This window comes from Pseudoalteromonas sp. ABV4_021 (assembly GCF_056159365.1).
In genome coordinates this window covers 2,624,257-2,638,644 of the sequence record NZ_JBSWVB010000001.1, presented here as the reverse complement: position 1 = coordinate 2,638,644, position 14,388 = coordinate 2,624,257, and the positions used below count along the sequence as shown (strand labels likewise).

15 protein-coding genes and 1 tRNA gene are annotated in these 14,388 nt (G+C 39.0%); 9 read left to right on the top strand and 7 right to left on the bottom strand.

What is annotated here, in order from left to right; translation table 11 throughout:
• Positions 1-55: 55 nt before the first annotated feature.
• Complete coding sequence (gene epmA / locus ACXAFE_RS12220) at positions 56-1,027, top strand: elongation factor P--(R)-beta-lysine ligase (RefSeq protein WP_475152982.1); 972 nt, start codon at positions 56-58, stop codon at positions 1,025-1,027.
• Between the two features lie 68 nt (positions 1,028-1,095).
• Here epmA and ACXAFE_RS12215 read toward each other — a convergent pair whose 3' ends face one another.
• From ACXAFE_RS12215 to ACXAFE_RS12195, 5 genes are all read right to left on the bottom strand, one after another.
• The gene (locus ACXAFE_RS12215) at positions 1,096-2,316 is read right to left on the bottom strand and encodes a methyl-accepting chemotaxis protein (protein WP_475152980.1); all 1,221 of its coding nucleotides are present in this window, start codon (positions 2,314-2,316) and stop codon (positions 1,096-1,098) included.
• 28 nt (positions 2,317-2,344) lie between these two features.
• Entirely contained in the window at positions 2,345-2,854 is a 510-nt protein-coding gene (locus ACXAFE_RS12210) for a hypothetical protein (RefSeq protein WP_475152979.1), read from the bottom strand.
• Between the two features lie 42 nt (positions 2,855-2,896).
• Complete coding sequence (locus ACXAFE_RS12205; RefSeq protein WP_054980315.1) at positions 2,897-3,592, bottom strand: glycerophosphodiester phosphodiesterase; 696 nt, start codon at positions 3,590-3,592, stop codon at positions 2,897-2,899.
• Between the two features lie 262 nt (positions 3,593-3,854).
• Entirely contained in the window at positions 3,855-4,730 is an 876-nt protein-coding gene (locus ACXAFE_RS12200) for a DMT family transporter (RefSeq protein ID WP_475152976.1), read from the bottom strand.
• Positions 4,731-4,839: 109 nt separating this feature from the next.
• Positions 4,840-4,915: transfer RNA gene (locus tag ACXAFE_RS12195), tRNA-Ala, on the bottom strand.
• A gap of 141 nt (positions 4,916-5,056) precedes the next feature.
• Here ACXAFE_RS12195 and ACXAFE_RS12190 point away from each other — a divergent pair.
• Genes ACXAFE_RS12190 through ACXAFE_RS12180 form a run of 3 tightly spaced genes read left to right on the top strand, consistent with a single transcriptional unit; the run spans position 5,057 to position 6,724 of the window.
• Positions 5,057-5,845 (top strand): class I SAM-dependent methyltransferase, encoded by a 789-nt coding sequence (locus ACXAFE_RS12190; protein WP_475152974.1) that lies wholly within the window; start codon positions 5,057-5,059, stop codon positions 5,843-5,845.
• Positions 5,845-6,243, top strand: coding sequence for a hypothetical protein (locus ACXAFE_RS12185; RefSeq protein ID WP_054980318.1), 399 nt, complete (start codon positions 5,845-5,847; stop codon positions 6,241-6,243). Before ACXAFE_RS12190 ends, ACXAFE_RS12185 begins: the two co-directional genes overlap by 1 nt.
• A complete protein-coding gene (locus tag ACXAFE_RS12180; protein WP_054980319.1) occupies positions 6,236-6,724 on the top strand; it encodes a prolyl-tRNA synthetase associated domain-containing protein in 489 nt (162 codons plus the stop codon). The genes ACXAFE_RS12185 and ACXAFE_RS12180 overlap by 8 nt, the downstream gene beginning before the upstream one ends.
• Here the strand turns inward: ACXAFE_RS12180 and ACXAFE_RS12175 are convergent.
• Entirely contained in the window at positions 6,710-7,852 is a 1,143-nt protein-coding gene (locus ACXAFE_RS12175) for an MFS transporter (RefSeq protein WP_475152969.1), read from the bottom strand. The genes ACXAFE_RS12180 and ACXAFE_RS12175 overlap by 15 nt on opposite strands.
• A gap of 158 nt (positions 7,853-8,010) precedes the next feature.
• On the opposite strand from ACXAFE_RS12175, the gene ACXAFE_RS12170 reads away from it, so the two are divergent.
• The 3 genes from ACXAFE_RS12170 to ACXAFE_RS12160 all read left to right on the top strand — a co-directional run bounded on the left by ACXAFE_RS12170 (position 8,011) and on the right by ACXAFE_RS12160 (position 10,390).
• Positions 8,011-8,553: a DUF2058 domain-containing protein gene (locus ACXAFE_RS12170; protein WP_475152967.1), complete on the top strand. Its 543-nt coding sequence runs from the start codon at positions 8,011-8,013 to the stop codon at positions 8,551-8,553.
• 297 nt (positions 8,554-8,850) lie between these two features.
• Positions 8,851-9,123 (top strand): c-type cytochrome, encoded by a 273-nt coding sequence (locus tag ACXAFE_RS12165; protein ID WP_394228488.1) that lies wholly within the window; start codon positions 8,851-8,853, stop codon positions 9,121-9,123.
• A gap of 82 nt (positions 9,124-9,205) precedes the next feature.
• Positions 9,206-10,390: a BaiN/RdsA family NAD(P)/FAD-dependent oxidoreductase gene (locus ACXAFE_RS12160; RefSeq protein WP_475152965.1), complete on the top strand. Its 1,185-nt coding sequence runs from the start codon at positions 9,206-9,208 to the stop codon at positions 10,388-10,390.
• A gap of 124 nt (positions 10,391-10,514) precedes the next feature.
• Here ACXAFE_RS12160 and ACXAFE_RS12155 read toward each other — a convergent pair whose 3' ends face one another.
• Positions 10,515-11,213 carry an NUDIX hydrolase gene (locus ACXAFE_RS12155; protein ID WP_475152963.1) on the bottom strand — a complete coding sequence of 233 codons (699 nt, stop codon included), beginning with the start codon at positions 11,211-11,213 and terminating at the stop codon, positions 10,515-10,517.
• A gap of 461 nt (positions 11,214-11,674) precedes the next feature.
• Here ACXAFE_RS12155 and prs point away from each other — a divergent pair, with 461 nt between their 5' ends.
• On the top strand, positions 11,675-12,529 hold the full coding sequence (prs, locus tag ACXAFE_RS12150) for a ribose-phosphate diphosphokinase (protein WP_475152958.1): 855 nt from the start codon (positions 11,675-11,677) through the stop codon (positions 12,527-12,529).
• 10 nt (positions 12,530-12,539) lie between these two features.
• The gene (locus tag ACXAFE_RS12145; RefSeq protein ID WP_475152954.1) at positions 12,540-14,135 is read left to right on the top strand and encodes a nicotinate phosphoribosyltransferase; all 1,596 of its coding nucleotides are present in this window, start codon (positions 12,540-12,542) and stop codon (positions 14,133-14,135) included.
• Positions 14,136-14,388 lie beyond the last annotated feature (253 nt).

Genomic DNA, 14,388 nt, shown 5'->3' with positions numbered 1-14,388 from the left:
AAAATCCCAGCGCTAGCTGGGATTTTTGTTTACGCCATAATTAAGAGTAACCATCATGACAGTCCAATGGCAGCCAAGTGCATCAATCGAAAACTTAAACGCGCGGGCAAAAATTATTAAAGCGATTCGTGAATTTTTCTACCAAAGAAATGTAATGGAGGTAGAAACGCCAAGTTTATCGCAGGCAAGTGTTACCGATATTCACTTAGCAAGTTTTAGTACCCAGTTTGTCGGTCCCGGATTTGCTAAAGGCCTACCACTTTATCTGCAAACATCGCCGGAATTTGCCATGAAGCGATTGCTTGCTGCTGGCTCTGGCGCGATTTTTCAGTTGGCAAAAGCGTTTCGTAACGAAGAAGCCGGTCGTCATCATAATCCAGAATTTACAATGCTAGAGTGGTATCGACCTAACTTTAACGCAGCGCAGTTAATGGATGAAATTGATGACTTAATGATGAGTTTATTAGAGTGTGAAGCAGCAGAGCGTATCACTTATCAAGACGCTTTTTTAACGCTTTTAAACTGTGATCCGCTCACCGCATCTATCGAAGAGCTTTCTGCGCTTGCCGCAGAACAAGGGTTTGAACATATTGCTGCGCAAGAAAACGATAAAGATACTTTGTTACAGCTGCTATTTTGTATGTGTATTGAACCCAAAATAGGTCAGCAAACCCCTTGTTTTGTGTATCATTTCCCTGCATCACAAGCGGCACTCGCTAAACTAAATAGCGCAGATTCTCGCGTGGCAGAGCGTTTTGAGTTGTACTTTAAAGGAATGGAGTTGGCAAATGGCTTCGATGAACTTACCGAGGGTTCTGAGCAGCGACAGCGCTTTGTTGACGATAATCAAAAGCGAGCATCGCAAGGTTTGCCAGAGGTTGCTATTGATGAGCGATTTTTAGCGGCGCTTGATAATGGTTTGCCACAGTGCTCAGGTGTTGCATTAGGAGTGGATAGGCTAATTATGTTGGCACTTGGCGCCGAGCGTATATCAGAGGTATTAGCTTTTGATGTTGAGAGGGCTTAACCCTCTCTTATCAGTGCTAGTTTTTAAAGTATCAAAACTCTTGCTGGTTTGGTAATCCATCGCTTAGGCTAAATAAACTGTTCGAGATCTTTTTTGGTATCGGATGTTTGACACTGTAGCTCTCTACTATTTTCATTGGCGTTAGTAATTTTATCTTTCGCCATATGGCCGAGTTCGACAATTTGTTGCACCGAGGAATGCGTTTGTTGTTGTGTATGTTCCAGCTGATGCACCGCCGCAACAATTTCTTGTAACTGTGATTGGTTGCTTTCTAATTCTTTAGTCATTTGGCTAAACACATCATTGGTATTGGCTATTGAACTTTCAGCACTGCTCGATTGCTCAATTAACTGCTCAGTTTCACGGTTGGTTTCACCAACAAGCGTATTCATTTGATTAATAAAATCATTAATTTGGCGAGTTGCATCGTTAACTTTTACTGATAATGAACGCACTTCATCTGCTACCACAGCAAAGCCACGACCGGCTTCACCTGCGCGTGCAGCCTCAATTGCGGCATTAAGCGCCAATAGGTTAGTTTGGTCTGAAAACTCTTCAACCATAGTGAGGATTTTTCGAATGTTGTCTGAGTTTTCTTTTAAGCCACCCACGGTTGTGGCGAAGCTACCTAGTAATTCGGTCATGCGCTGAATTTTAGTTACTAGGTTTCCAATTTCATTGGCGGAGGTATGAACTTTACTCAGATTTTCAACATTCGCATCAAAGGTCATTTGGGTATTTTGCGAAATTTGATTTAGGCTTTGGCTCACTTCTTCACTGGCGGTAAAGATCGTATTACTAAGTGCTAACTGTTGTTCGCCAATTCGATTGGTTTCAGTCATCGACTTAGTCACATTTTGATTGGTCATTTCAGCAAGTTCTGCTTTTTCATACACTTGTTTTAATAGCGCTTCTAAACGCGAAACAAAGGTGTTGTACTGTTCGCTGAGTTCGCGAAACTCATCAAAGGTAAATTGTGGTAAATGGGTTGCTAAATCAGCACCTTTTTCATTGATATCTGTCAGTGTTTTCTTTAATGCATTGATCGGGCGCACAATTAAAAAGTGCATGTAAAAGCAGGTAAAAAAGAAACTGCCAACACTGATTAACGCGATAAACCAATAGCTCATATCAATATGGCCATTATCAGTCAGCTCTTGGTACAGCCAAATTAATGTAATAACTTGAAAGGCAAACAGAAAGCTCAAATTGCCAAAAATTTTGCGTGTTAATGTAAAGAAAAAGGTTTTTTCAATTTTTTCGTATAATTGCATATATAAAGAACTCATTTTGCATGCCTTAAATGACCTTTACCCTTTAAAAAAGCTCAACATCATCATCGTGCTGTTGTTGTTCTAATTGACGATGTAATTCAAGCGCTTGCTGTTTGGTTTTACCATCCATAATTGCTTGAAATATTTGATGTTCAGATTCCATTGAATAACTATTTTTTAATTGGGTGCGCAATCCTTGCCACTTATCTTCATCGGCTAAGTTATCATTATCTTGAATCAAATGACTCAATTGGTCCATCGTTTGCTGAATATGTGACAATTGTTGTGTCAGCCTATCGTAAAACTGGAACGCCATAACCCCATTGTTTACACTGTGCTGTATTTGTTGGTGTAATTCATCTAATTTCGACGAAGTGCTTTTTTCATTTTCAAGTTTGCTGCAAATGTCGGCAAGGTTTTGAAAAACTCGGCTTAACTCTAATATATCTTGATCGCTTTGATTCAGGCTTAGCGTTAATTGTGTATTGCATAAAAGAAGTAGGCGGGATGCTTCACTGCGAAAGCAAAATAAATCTTGCTGTTGTTGGTCCATTAAATGCCCCTAGGTAACTAAGCTATATGCTTATAGTTAGGATTACTTTTGCAACAGAAAGCTTTGTGCTTTAGAGGGGTAATTAGTAAAAATGCCATCTACACCAAGCGCAAGCATATCGTTAATATCTTCCTGTTTATCTACAGTATAGGCAAAAACCTTTAAGTTTCTTGTTTTTGCATCGGCAACGTACTCGCAGTTAATAAAATTTTTATCCACATGTACGCTGTAGGCATTTAACCGTTCAGCAAATTCACAATACCCCAGCGGAATAGAGCCGGTTAATGCACCTATTTTTACCCAAGGCAATTGTTGTTTAAGCCATTTTAGCTGGTGATGATCAAAAGAGGATATTAGAAGGTTTTCACGTGTTAGCAGCCCTGCTTGAACTTGTTGTTCGATTAGTTTGACCAGTTTATCGAGTGCGAAGGTGTGTTTGAGTTCTAGGTTTAATAACGTTTGATTATTAACCCATTGAAATACTTCTTCAATGCTTGGTACGGTTTGTCCATTACCTGCATCATATTGTTGCACTTCTGCAAGTGTGAGTTTGTTAACTTTTCCTCGCCCACTGGTTGTTCTATCAAGCCAAGTATCGTGAATAACGGCAAAACCATCGAGCGTACTTTGTAAGTCAATTTCAATGCCATCAACACCCAATTCCAACGCCGCTAATATCGCTGAGCGAGTGTTTTCAGGATACAAACCACTGGCGCCTCGGTGGGCAAAAACTTTCATGTACTAACCCTTCTTGCTCTTAGTCAAAAGTTTATCTCGCACTCAACTTACCACAGCTTAACGGTTAAATTGCACAATTACTTTGAAATCAATCAAGGTTTTCTACATCTGTTGAAAGCTAAATCGCAATTCACTTCATTAGCTAATCATTCTAGCTAGGTTGTTTGCTAATAGCGTTCCCGTTTACCTGTACTAAGCAATAGCTAAAATTCAGCTTTGCGGGGTGTTTATTTATGCTCACAGGCTTGGCTGAATTAGTAATTTATAATTTTGCCGCTTTAGCTTGTTTGTTAACTAGATAAGTTTCAAAAAATGCGCCACTAATCACCAACGAGCCACCAATTAATGTCGTCAGTGTAATCTTTTCGTGTAGAAGTAAAAATGCGAAAAAACTGGCATATAAGGGCTGCAAGCAGGAAATTAAGCCTGCGGTTTTAGCACTTAAATGAGCAAGACTTGCTGCAAACAAAGCGTGTGGGGTTGCGGTAAACACTACACCAACAAGTAACAGTAAATAAAGGTCGTGTTGCGATACTTGGTTCAGGGGCACTTCAATAAATGCGCATAACATTATGCTTGCAACAAGGGTTTGATAAAGCATCGTTTGTGGCCCAGAGTAGCCCATAAAAAAGCGTTTATGTAAAATATTACGCAGGGCAAATAAAAAGCCCGAGAACATACCCGTTACTATGCCAAGGGTAACTTGATTACCAAGGCTTGCTTCCGGTACAAGCAAGTAAATACCAAGTAACACCATCATGGCAATAAACACATCTTGCATATGAGGGAGACGCTTTGAAAACAGAGGCTCCATAAAGACGGTCATCACAGGGTAGGTAAAAAATGCGATGATGCCTATGGTGATGCCGGCCATTTGCATACCAGCAAAATACGTCACCCAATGTAGGCCAACAACCACGCCAAGGAGCAAGGCAACACCGTAATCTTTTGTCTGTTTTAACAAAATAGCTTGGCGTGTAAAAAGTAAAAAGGCAAACAAAGCAATTGCAGCTACAGCGGTGCGATAAACGGTGATATCTAGCGCGTTAAGACCAATTAATTTGGCAAACAGTGCAGTGCCACCAAACAATAAAACGGCAGAGTGTAAAAAGGTTAAGCTTTGCTTTTCAGGGGACATAATAAGCAGAAAAAAGAATAATTTGCCGCATTATATCAAGATAAATTTAGCGAGAGATTTTTATTTGAAATACTTGGTATTGAATTTAAAAATAAGAGAGGTTGGAAAGTGGTGGAGCTAAGCAGGATCGAACTGCTGACCTCCTGCGTGCAAGGCAGGCGCTCTCCCAGCTGAGCTATAGCCCCACATTCCAAAAAAGGACATTCAAACCATATTGCGTTTGAACGGGCAGAACTTTAATTTTTTTTCTGTCACTGGTCAAGTATTTTTTGTAGCATAAAAGATAATTTTCACTTGTTTGCACATTTATTGTGCGAGAGAGACCGATGGATATTAAAAACTATAACAATCATGCATGGAATAAACAGGTTGAAGCAAATAATGAGTGGACTCAACCTGTCACGACTGAACAAGTAGATGCAGCACGAAAAGGTGAGTGGTCAATTGTTTTAACACCACATAAGAGTGTGCCTCATAACTGGTTTGGTGACCTTAAAGGCAAAAAAGTATTGTGTCTTGCTTCGGGTGGTGGTCAGCAAGGACCTATCTTAGCGGCTGCGGGTGCTAATGTAACCGTATTTGATTTATCTGAAAATCAACTTGCGCAAGATGCGCAGGTTGCTAAGCGCGATGGCCTAACGTTAACAACCGTTAAGGGTGATATGACAGACTTGAGCTGTTTTGAAAATGAAAGCTTTGATTTAATTTTCCACCCTTGTTCTAATAATTTTGTGCCAGACATTTCTAATTTATGGTCAGAAGCTGCACGTGTTTTAAAAGAAAATGGGCGTTTACTAAGCGGCTTTATTAACCCAGCAGCGTATATCTTTGATTGGTTCGAAGCTGAAAAAGGCATTACTAAAGTAAGGCACAAGTTACCCTTTAGTGACATTAATAACTTAACCCAAGCAGAGCTAGCACTGCTAAAAGAGCAAGATGAGCCATTGGTGTTTAGCCACTCATTTGAAGAGCAAATTAAAGGCCAGCTAGATAACGGTTTAGTGTTGGTCGATATGTTCGAAGATGATTGGCATTCAATGGCGTTTTCTGAATATTTCCCGCCAACCATGGCATGTTTAACGATTAAGTTGCCACAAGCAGTATGGAATCTTTAATGAAGCAAATAATTTTAACGGTGCTGGGCGCTACTTTGTTAAGTGGCTGTGCAAAATCAGCGCCAGAGCCTGAAGATTTTGAGATAGTTAACGAGCAGCTAAGAACCATAACAGGCAATGACGGTGCAAAGTTATTTTCATATTTAGTTACGGTAAAAGCCGGTTCTCAAAAGTTAATAAATAAAAAGCGCCGCTTAACAAAATCAGAAATGCGCACTTTGTTAAAACAAGAGAATTTTATTGATTCATCATCACTTAAACTCGATCTAGAAGATAAAGCTGCACTACAACTTGATGCTGAATTAAAAAAGAAAAACTACTGCCAAGATAGTTATCAAATTGAAGAAGTTAAATGGCGCGATTACAGCGTGAGGTTAAGCGGGCGCTGCGATGAGTGATATTGCGTTTCTTGAAAAGGTGTTTAGCGAGCTGGCAATTGACTGTGAAAAAATATCACATCCGCCACTTCATACCGCAGTAGAGGCAGATCGTCTGTTGTTGGAACGCCCCGGAACGCGCTTAAAAAATTTATTCTTACGCGATAATTACGGCAAGCGACACTTTTTGCTCATTACGTCACCTAATAAACAGGTCGATTTAAAAGCTTTATCAAAATCACAAGAATTGTCACGTTTGGGCTTTGCTTCAAATGAACGTTTAGCAAAATACTTAGGTGTAAAACCTGGGTGTGTTTCCATGTTGGCGCTTTTAAATGATGCTGAAAATGCGGTGCAACTATGGGTGGATGATGCGATATGGCAATCTGATTTGTTTCATTGCCATCCTTTTGATAATACACAAACTTGGTTAATGCAAAAAAGCGACTTACTTAAAGTGTTTGAATATTCCAACCACAGTGTTGAGCTAGTGAGTTTGTAAGCGTTTAAATTTAGCTACCAGTAAGCCTGAGACTACACACATCAGTAGCAAGGTCATTAAAAACGCACTTTTGCCAGCGTGCTGATAAATAAGCCCTGGCAAAAATGACCCCAGCGTACCGCCACAATAATAAAAAGATACATACAGTCCATTAGTCAGCGAGCTAGGCGCATAACTGATTTGGTTAAGTAAAGCGGAGGCGCTGGCATGAATAATAAACATCGCGCCACAAAACACCGTAAAACCGATAAAAAAGAGCGTAAACGTGGGTGAAAATAAGCTTGTAATACTGAGCCCATAAACCACAAAGCTAATCACTAATAAATTAACTTTACCTTGCGTGAGGTTTTGTAAACGGGTGCTTAATAATGAAAAGCAAGCACCTAAAAGGTAGCCTGAATACACCAAACCAATATCTTTTGAGCTAGTGAACTTATAATCGTTTTGCAAAATAAAAGGTAAGTAATTTAATAGCGCGGTAAAGCAGAAAAACATGCCAAATACGGCGCAGTAAAGGTACAAAGTGCTGCCTTTAGTTACCTTATGTAAATTCTCTTTTAGTGATGCTGGTACGTTTCTTTGACCGACATAATCACGCACTTTTTTATTGGCAAGACTAAGTGATAACAGCACTAATACAATTGCGAGCAAATAAAAATAAACCTGCCAATAGGTGTATTCGCTTATTGAAGCGCTGGCAACGCGTCCTAAAAAACCACCCGCAATTGTGCTTAAAATATAACTTGTGACTGCTTTACTCAAAAAGCTGTAGCGATAATGTTCGCCAATATACGATGTCATTGCGGTGAGCGCCGCTGGCAGCAGTAAACCTTGTAAAAACCGAATTATAAGTAAGTGCTGAAACGTTTGCGATAAAGGTAATAACGCACAGCTAATACCCAATAAAAACAGTGCTATTTTTAATAGGGAGAGCGAGTTTATACGAAGTAGTAGATAACCATAAACTAATGGCGCAACCGCCAATGGCAGCATAGTCACGGTCATTAGCAAGCCCGCCTGCGCAGACGTTAGCTGGTATGACTTTGCCAGTAAAGGCAAAATTGGCTGTGGCCCATATAATACAAAAAACGTAAAGACCGAGCACAAAAGTAAATGTATAAACTTCATGGTGAGAGAGGGTTGTTTATAACGGCCAAATTGTATCGTATTTTTAACTGCTTAACCTTAGTTTAAGCTAACTTTTCCTTGATTTAGGTTATGCTGGCTTCACATCTGGTGAATGGCTGTTATAAAATAACGCTAATACTTTTATAAGAGAATTAATCATGGGTTCATTACAAGATCAGTTGATAAAAGCAGGCCTTACTACTGAGCATAATATGAAGGTTGCTAAATCAGAAAAGCGTAAACAAAACAAAAAGAAGAAGAAAAAAGGCGCAACCAGTAACCCAACCGATTTGCAAAAGCATATTGAGCAAACTAAAGCTGATCAAGCTAAAAAAGCAGCTGAAGTAAATGCGCAGAAGCAGGCCGAACTAAAAGAAAAAGAGCAGGTAGCTCGCGTTAAACAAATTCTAGAGCATCATAACCAAGATGAGATTAGTGGTGATGTTACCTTTAACTTTACCTTTGAAAGCAAAATCAAAGAACTTGAAGTTAATGAGATTACTCACAAACAACTGGTAAAAGGTTTGTTGGCTATTTGCTACTTAGAGGGCAAATTCTATGTACTACCTGATGAACCTGCACGCAAAATTGCAGAGGTAGACGAAAAGTATATTGTACTGCATGCCGAGCCAGAAAAAGATCAAAAGGATGAAGATGATCCTTACGCAGACTTTGAAATACCAGACGACATTATGTGGTAATCCTCTGTTTAAAAAATGCCTCATTGATTGAGGCATTTTTGTTTGTGGTTACGTAAATAAATTTGATCAAACGCAAGGTAACGTTCGCTTAGCGACTCAATCTTGCATGCTTGTTTGTTTTTTATACGGCTTTACCTTTACAAAACAGTATGAAAGTGGTCTACAATAGGTTAGTGCGAGTTTAACTTGTTGATTCAACAGTATATTGCAATTGAGAATCATTTACCGTCGAGATGGAATTATAATATGAATAAACTTTCAAAAACGCTCAGTGTAGCGGCTTTAACACTTGTGGGCATGGCGTCAGGCAATGCAATCGCAGCGGATGGTGCAGCACTTTATACAGCTAAAATGTGCCAAACGTGTCATGGGGCTGAAGGTAAAGCGCCAATTATGCCGCTTTATCCTAAACTTGCAGGTCAAAACAAAGAGTACGCTCTTGCTCAAATGAAAGACATTAAATCAGGCAAGCGCAACAATGGCATGGCTTCAGCAATGAAAGCGATGGTTGCTAATGTTACTGATGAAGAGCTAGAAGCAATTGCTGATTATTTATCTAAAGTAAAATAATCGTTTAATTGATTCAAAAAGCCGCAGATGCGGCTTTTTTTGTTTATAATGCGCGGCCAAAATAGCGAAGTGGATAATAAAAATGGTTCAGGTTGATGTATTGGTTATAGGGGCAGGTGCCGCTGGTTTAATGTGCGCCGCACAAGCAGGTTACCGTGGACGCTCTGTAACCGTGATTGATATGGGTAAAAAACCGGGCCGTAAAATCCTGATCAGCGGTGGCGGCCGTTGTAATTTTACCAACGAAAATGCATCACCAGAAAATTATCTGTGTACTAATCCGCACTTTGTTAAATCGTGTTTAAGCCGTTATACCCAACATGACTTTATTGAACTCGTTGATCGCCATGGTCTTGCCTATCATCACAAAACACTGGGTCAGCTATTTTGCGATAACTCAGCGCAAGATATTGTCGATATTTTATTAACCGAATGCGAATGGGCTGGGGTGACAATTCAATTGCGCCAAGAAGTGCTTAGCGTGGAAAAAACAAAGAATGGCTTTACCGTAATTACCAGTGAAGCAAGCTATAGCTGTGAATCGCTGGTGGTGGCTTCTGGTGGTTTAACTATGCCAAAACTAGGCGCCACACCAATCGGTTATAAAATTGCGCAGCAGTTTGATTTAGATGTATTGCCAACAATGGCTGCTTTAGTGCCTTTTACGCTGCATCAGCACGATAAGGTACGTTTTGAAGCTTTATCGGGTATTAGTGTACCAAGTGTTGTGACAGCAGACGACGGCACACAGTTTAAAGAAAATATCTTGTTTACGCACCGTGGCTTATCGGGGCCAGCAATACTGCAGATCTCATCGTTTTGGCGTGGGGGTCAGGCGGTATCAATCAACCTATTGCCAGAGCTAGAACTTGCGGGTGAAATTCATACACAACGTCAATCTAATGGCCAAAAATCACTTAAAAATATGCTTGGAAGTGTGTTGCCAAAGCGTTTTATTGAAATTTTAGTAACTGGTGGTGATATTCCTGATAAAGCGATTAATCAGTTATCTCATACTGAAATTGAACAATTATCTGATTTTATTCATAACTGGAAAATAAAACCAAATGGAACAGAGGGTTATAGGACCGCTGAAGTTACTTTAGGTGGTGTGAATAGCGCCGAATTAAGCTCTAAAACATTTGAAACGAATAAAGTTAAAGGGCTTTATTTTATTGGTGAAGTCACCGAAGTAACCGGTTGGCTAGGGGGGTATAATTTCCAGTATGCGTGGAGTTCAGGCTGGGCGTGCGGCCAAGCCTGTTAAGTGTTTTCGTGGGATAGTTTCGAAGACAAGAAGCTCTTATTTAACGCGGTACAGCAAGCTAACTAAATAAGAAGTATAAGAATATTTTTGTCTTCGGTAAGTTGAATCACATCTATTCCTTAAGTCATACACTCAAATTGCGTTCAAAGTTCACGATATCGACACCAGGCTTAACCTTATAAAGTTGAGCTAATCTACCCCCCGATTTGACTTTTTCATCAAGCACTTCAAACATTTCTACAGCTTCAATGCGTCTTATTAGGCTTTTTCTTTGAATTGTTTTACCGATTATCGCTTCGATAACAGACTTTAATTGGCTAACGGTAAAGTATTCTGGCAAGCAATAGACTGGAACCATTGAGTAAAGAGCTTTTTGTTGCAATCGCTCTTTTGCCTGCTCAATTATATGCTTGTGATCGAAAGCAACAGATAAATCTGCAATTTGCTTAATATCAACCCATTGTGCATCTTCAACAGTATCAATGTGATATGAAACGTCTTGTTCCGCTACCAGAGCAAAATAAACCAAGGTAACACTAAAACCTCTAGGATCTCGATTAATACCGGAAAAAGTTCGGAGTTGCTCTAAGTATTGTGGAGCTACGCTTGTTTTCTCTTTTAGTTTTCTTAGGGCGGTCAGATCTGTTGAATCGTCAATATCTACGTCAACAAAACCGCCAGGAAGACCCCATCTCCCAAGGAAAGGTTCGTTGGCTCGCTTTACCATAAGTACTTTTAACGAATTACCAATTACTGTGAATAACGCACTGTCTACAGTAAATAATGGGTTTTTGAATTCATTAATATCGTATGATTTATTCATTTTATATGGTCGAATACGGTTAATGTCTTTGTGACACTTTAAGGTAAAGTCTTATTGATATCAATATAAAATTTATTTGAAAACTAAGAACATTTCCTCTTGATGCATATTTGTTTAGGCGCATTCGATGAGTAAGGAGAAAATCGTGTTTGGTAGAGCCACAGAAAGAGTTTCATTAACGATGACAAGAATAACGTTATCTTTTCAGGTGGAATAGAACAAGACGTAGTGGATTTCAACGCCGTTGTCATCGTTAGTATTGCTGACAGCTCTTGAGTAGGAAACTTGATCACGGGACATTAATTAATTCAGTCAGTATTAGAAAACTAACAATTACAGTTACACTCATTGCCACTTTAAAAACACATAGTGTCATAAGGACATAAATTTTTATTGACTAGCATAACCTGCTTTGTTAAATTGAATAGTGTCCTTGAGACATAAATTAAAAGGAAATTTAAATGAAAGTATTTAGCTATGATTCAGCAGGAAATAAATCATTAGTAAACTATGACAGTTTTACGTTTTCTGGCGGTGAAGAACATGTTCGTTTTGAACAGATAGATTATTCTGAGTCAGTAAAAATTGAAATATTTGAGCGTCTTACCCACTCTTCGAAGCTTGTTAAATTAATGATGGCAGTTGATGCGCTTAAAAGACTTTCATTTAATAATGTACCAATCGAATTGGTGATCCCTTATTTTCCATACGCTCGCCAAGATAGAGTCTGTGTAGAAGGCGAAGCTTTAGGGGCTTCTGTCATGGCTAACTTCATAAATAGCTTAGGTTTTACCAAAGTTACGATTTGGGATGCTCACAGTGATGTATCTCCCGCACTAATCAACAATGTAGTTAATGTGCCACAAATTGATTTATTGAAGCGGTGTGAAGAATTATGCAAACGTCTGGCTACCGGTGAGTTGATCTTAGTATCTCCAGACGCCGGTGCTAGCAAAAAAACATTAAAAATTGCTGAGCAATTCAATGGTGAACCAGAAGTTATCCAGGCACAAAAGCAAAGAAATCTTAAAACGGGTGAAATTCTCAAAACCGAGATAATAGGTAATGTAAATAACAATAATGTACTTATTGTTGACGATATTTGTGATGGTGGCAGAACCTTTATAGAACTCGCTAAGGTATTAAAAAATAACGGGGCAAATGAAGTATCACTCTTCATCACTCACGGCATTTTTTCAAAAGGATTAGATGTGTTTGACGGCTTAATTGACGCCATTTATACGACTGATTCTTTTAGAGCAAAACACGAATTTATAAATAACAACAAAACAAAATTACAAGTTATCGAGATGTAAGGAGAACATGATGACTATTACAGCTGCAAGTATGCAAAAAGACGTTTATAAAGAATTCCACAGCCGTGCTTATCACCCAGATGTTAGTGAAGTTTATGCAAACTATACATCTAGAAGCGGTAAATTAAGTAATGTTGAAAATAACGATAAGGTTGCTTTTGTTGGTCTTCAATATTTCATAAAAAGTTATTTACAAGAAGAGTGGGATGAGTTTTTTAAAGCAGAAAAGAGTGAAGCAGTAGCTAATCATAAACGCATCATGAGCTCTATGCTTGGTTATCCCGTTAATGTTAAATACTTGGAAGATCTTCATGACTTAGGATATTTGCCGTTAAGAATAAAAGCCCTTCCAGAAGGCTCGCTTGTTCCTTATTTAGTACCACCGATCACAGTAGTTAACACCAAAGAAGGTTTTCAGTGGTTAACCAATATGATCGAAACAGTACTTAGCTGTGAAAACTGGCCAATACAAACCAGTGCTACAACGTCAGTTGCTTATTTAAAAGTATTTAAAGAATTCGCTGAAAAAACAGGGCTGCCTCAAGATTTTGTTCCATTCCAAGGGCATGATTTCAGCTTTAGAGGAATGTTTGGCAAGCATGCTGCTGCTATGAGCGGATTTGGGCACTTAGCTTCAGGTTTAGTTGGTACAGATACAATTCCGGCAGTACTTTTCGCTGAGAAATACTATGGCGCAAATGTTGATAAAGAGCTGGTTGGCTGCTCAGTTGATGCAACTGAACACTCTGTTACTTGTTCTTGGATTATGGAAGGTGAAATTGAATTCTTTAAATATTTAATGAGAGAACAATCACCAACCGGTATCTTAAGTGTCGTGTCTGATACCTGGGATTTCTGGACGCTAGTAACTGAATATCTACCAAAACTAAAAGACGAGATCATGGCTCGTGATGGAACTCTTGTTATCCGTCCAGACTCAGGTGATCCCGTAAAAATTCTAACGGGATATAAGATTTCTCCAGTATCAGAATACAGTGAGCTATTCGAAAACCTGGAAGAAGCAGAGCAAGATGTCCGTAAAAACGGATATGAAGCATATCGTTGGAACGGTGAATACTTCGGTTTTGAACAAGACCAAACTATCCCGCTGATGTTTTGTGAGGTAAAAGGACTTATTGAATGTTTATGGGACACCTTTGGTGGCACAACAACAGATAAAGGATTCAAATTATTAGATGAGCACATTGGCGCTATTTACGGTGATGCAATAACACTAGTTCGCCAACGTCAAATACTACAGCGCTTAGCGGATAAAGGGTTTGCTTCAAAAGTCGTACTAGGTATTGGTTCATATAGCTATCAATATGTGACACGAGACACACATGGCTCAGCAGTGAAAGCTACCAGTGTGGTTAAAAATGGAGAGCGAGTAGCTATATTCAAAGATCCAAAAACAGATACGAAGAAAAAATCAGCTAAAGGTTTGTTGAAAATTGACAGAGTCGATGGCGAATTAACCTTATTCGATAATGTCACTGAACAAGAAGAGTCTGAAGGATTACTTGAAGTCGTTTTTGAAAACGGTAAATTGATAAAAGAAACGACTTTAGCTCAAATTAGAGATCTCATTAATAATCAAATTTAAGTTGTTCACTATTTGCAGCCTACACACTAACATTCGGTAAGGCTGCAAATTGTTTTAAGGTTAATAATTTAAATAACATGTCATTCTTCATAGCCAAAGAATGAATCGATTCAAAGTTACTTATACAAAGTTCTGAGAATCAATAGTGCCCGTGAATACTCAAGCATATTAGTTCCTAACTTGGCATGGGGGATAAATCCATCGTGACCTATCGAAGCTCAAACTATTTTGCTTTCGGCAAGCGGTAGTCATC

Excerpts from the sequence above, each read along its gene's own strand:
- epmA (WP_475152982.1), top strand. The coding sequence starts at position 56 with ATGACAGTCCAATGGCAGCCAAGTGCATCAATCGAAAACTTAAACGCG.
- ACXAFE_RS12215 (WP_475152980.1), bottom strand. The coding sequence starts at position 2,316 with ATGAGTTCTTTATATATGCAATTATACGAAAAAATTGAAAAAACCTTT.
- ACXAFE_RS12210 (WP_475152979.1), bottom strand. The coding sequence starts at position 2,854 with ATGGACCAACAACAGCAAGATTTATTTTGCTTTCGCAGTGAAGCATCC.
- ACXAFE_RS12205 (WP_054980315.1), bottom strand. The coding sequence starts at position 3,592 with ATGAAAGTTTTTGCCCACCGAGGCGCCAGTGGTTTGTATCCTGAAAAC.
- ACXAFE_RS12200 (WP_475152976.1), bottom strand. The coding sequence starts at position 4,730 with ATGTCCCCTGAAAAGCAAAGCTTAACCTTTTTACACTCTGCCGTTTTA.
- ACXAFE_RS12190 (WP_475152974.1), top strand. The coding sequence starts at position 5,057 with ATGGATATTAAAAACTATAACAATCATGCATGGAATAAACAGGTTGAA.
- ACXAFE_RS12185 (WP_054980318.1), top strand. The coding sequence starts at position 5,845 with ATGAAGCAAATAATTTTAACGGTGCTGGGCGCTACTTTGTTAAGTGGC.
- ACXAFE_RS12180 (WP_054980319.1), top strand. The coding sequence starts at position 6,236 with ATGAGTGATATTGCGTTTCTTGAAAAGGTGTTTAGCGAGCTGGCAATT.
- ACXAFE_RS12175 (WP_475152969.1), bottom strand. The coding sequence starts at position 7,852 with ATGAAGTTTATACATTTACTTTTGTGCTCGGTCTTTACGTTTTTTGTA.
- ACXAFE_RS12170 (WP_475152967.1), top strand. The coding sequence starts at position 8,011 with ATGGGTTCATTACAAGATCAGTTGATAAAAGCAGGCCTTACTACTGAG.
- ACXAFE_RS12165 (WP_394228488.1), top strand. The coding sequence starts at position 8,851 with ATGGCGTCAGGCAATGCAATCGCAGCGGATGGTGCAGCACTTTATACA.
- ACXAFE_RS12160 (WP_475152965.1), top strand. The coding sequence starts at position 9,206 with ATGGTTCAGGTTGATGTATTGGTTATAGGGGCAGGTGCCGCTGGTTTA.
- ACXAFE_RS12155 (WP_475152963.1), bottom strand. The coding sequence starts at position 11,213 with ATGAATAAATCATACGATATTAATGAATTCAAAAACCCATTATTTACT.
- prs (WP_475152958.1), top strand. The coding sequence starts at position 11,675 with ATGAAAGTATTTAGCTATGATTCAGCAGGAAATAAATCATTAGTAAAC.
- ACXAFE_RS12145 (WP_475152954.1), top strand. The coding sequence starts at position 12,540 with ATGACTATTACAGCTGCAAGTATGCAAAAAGACGTTTATAAAGAATTC.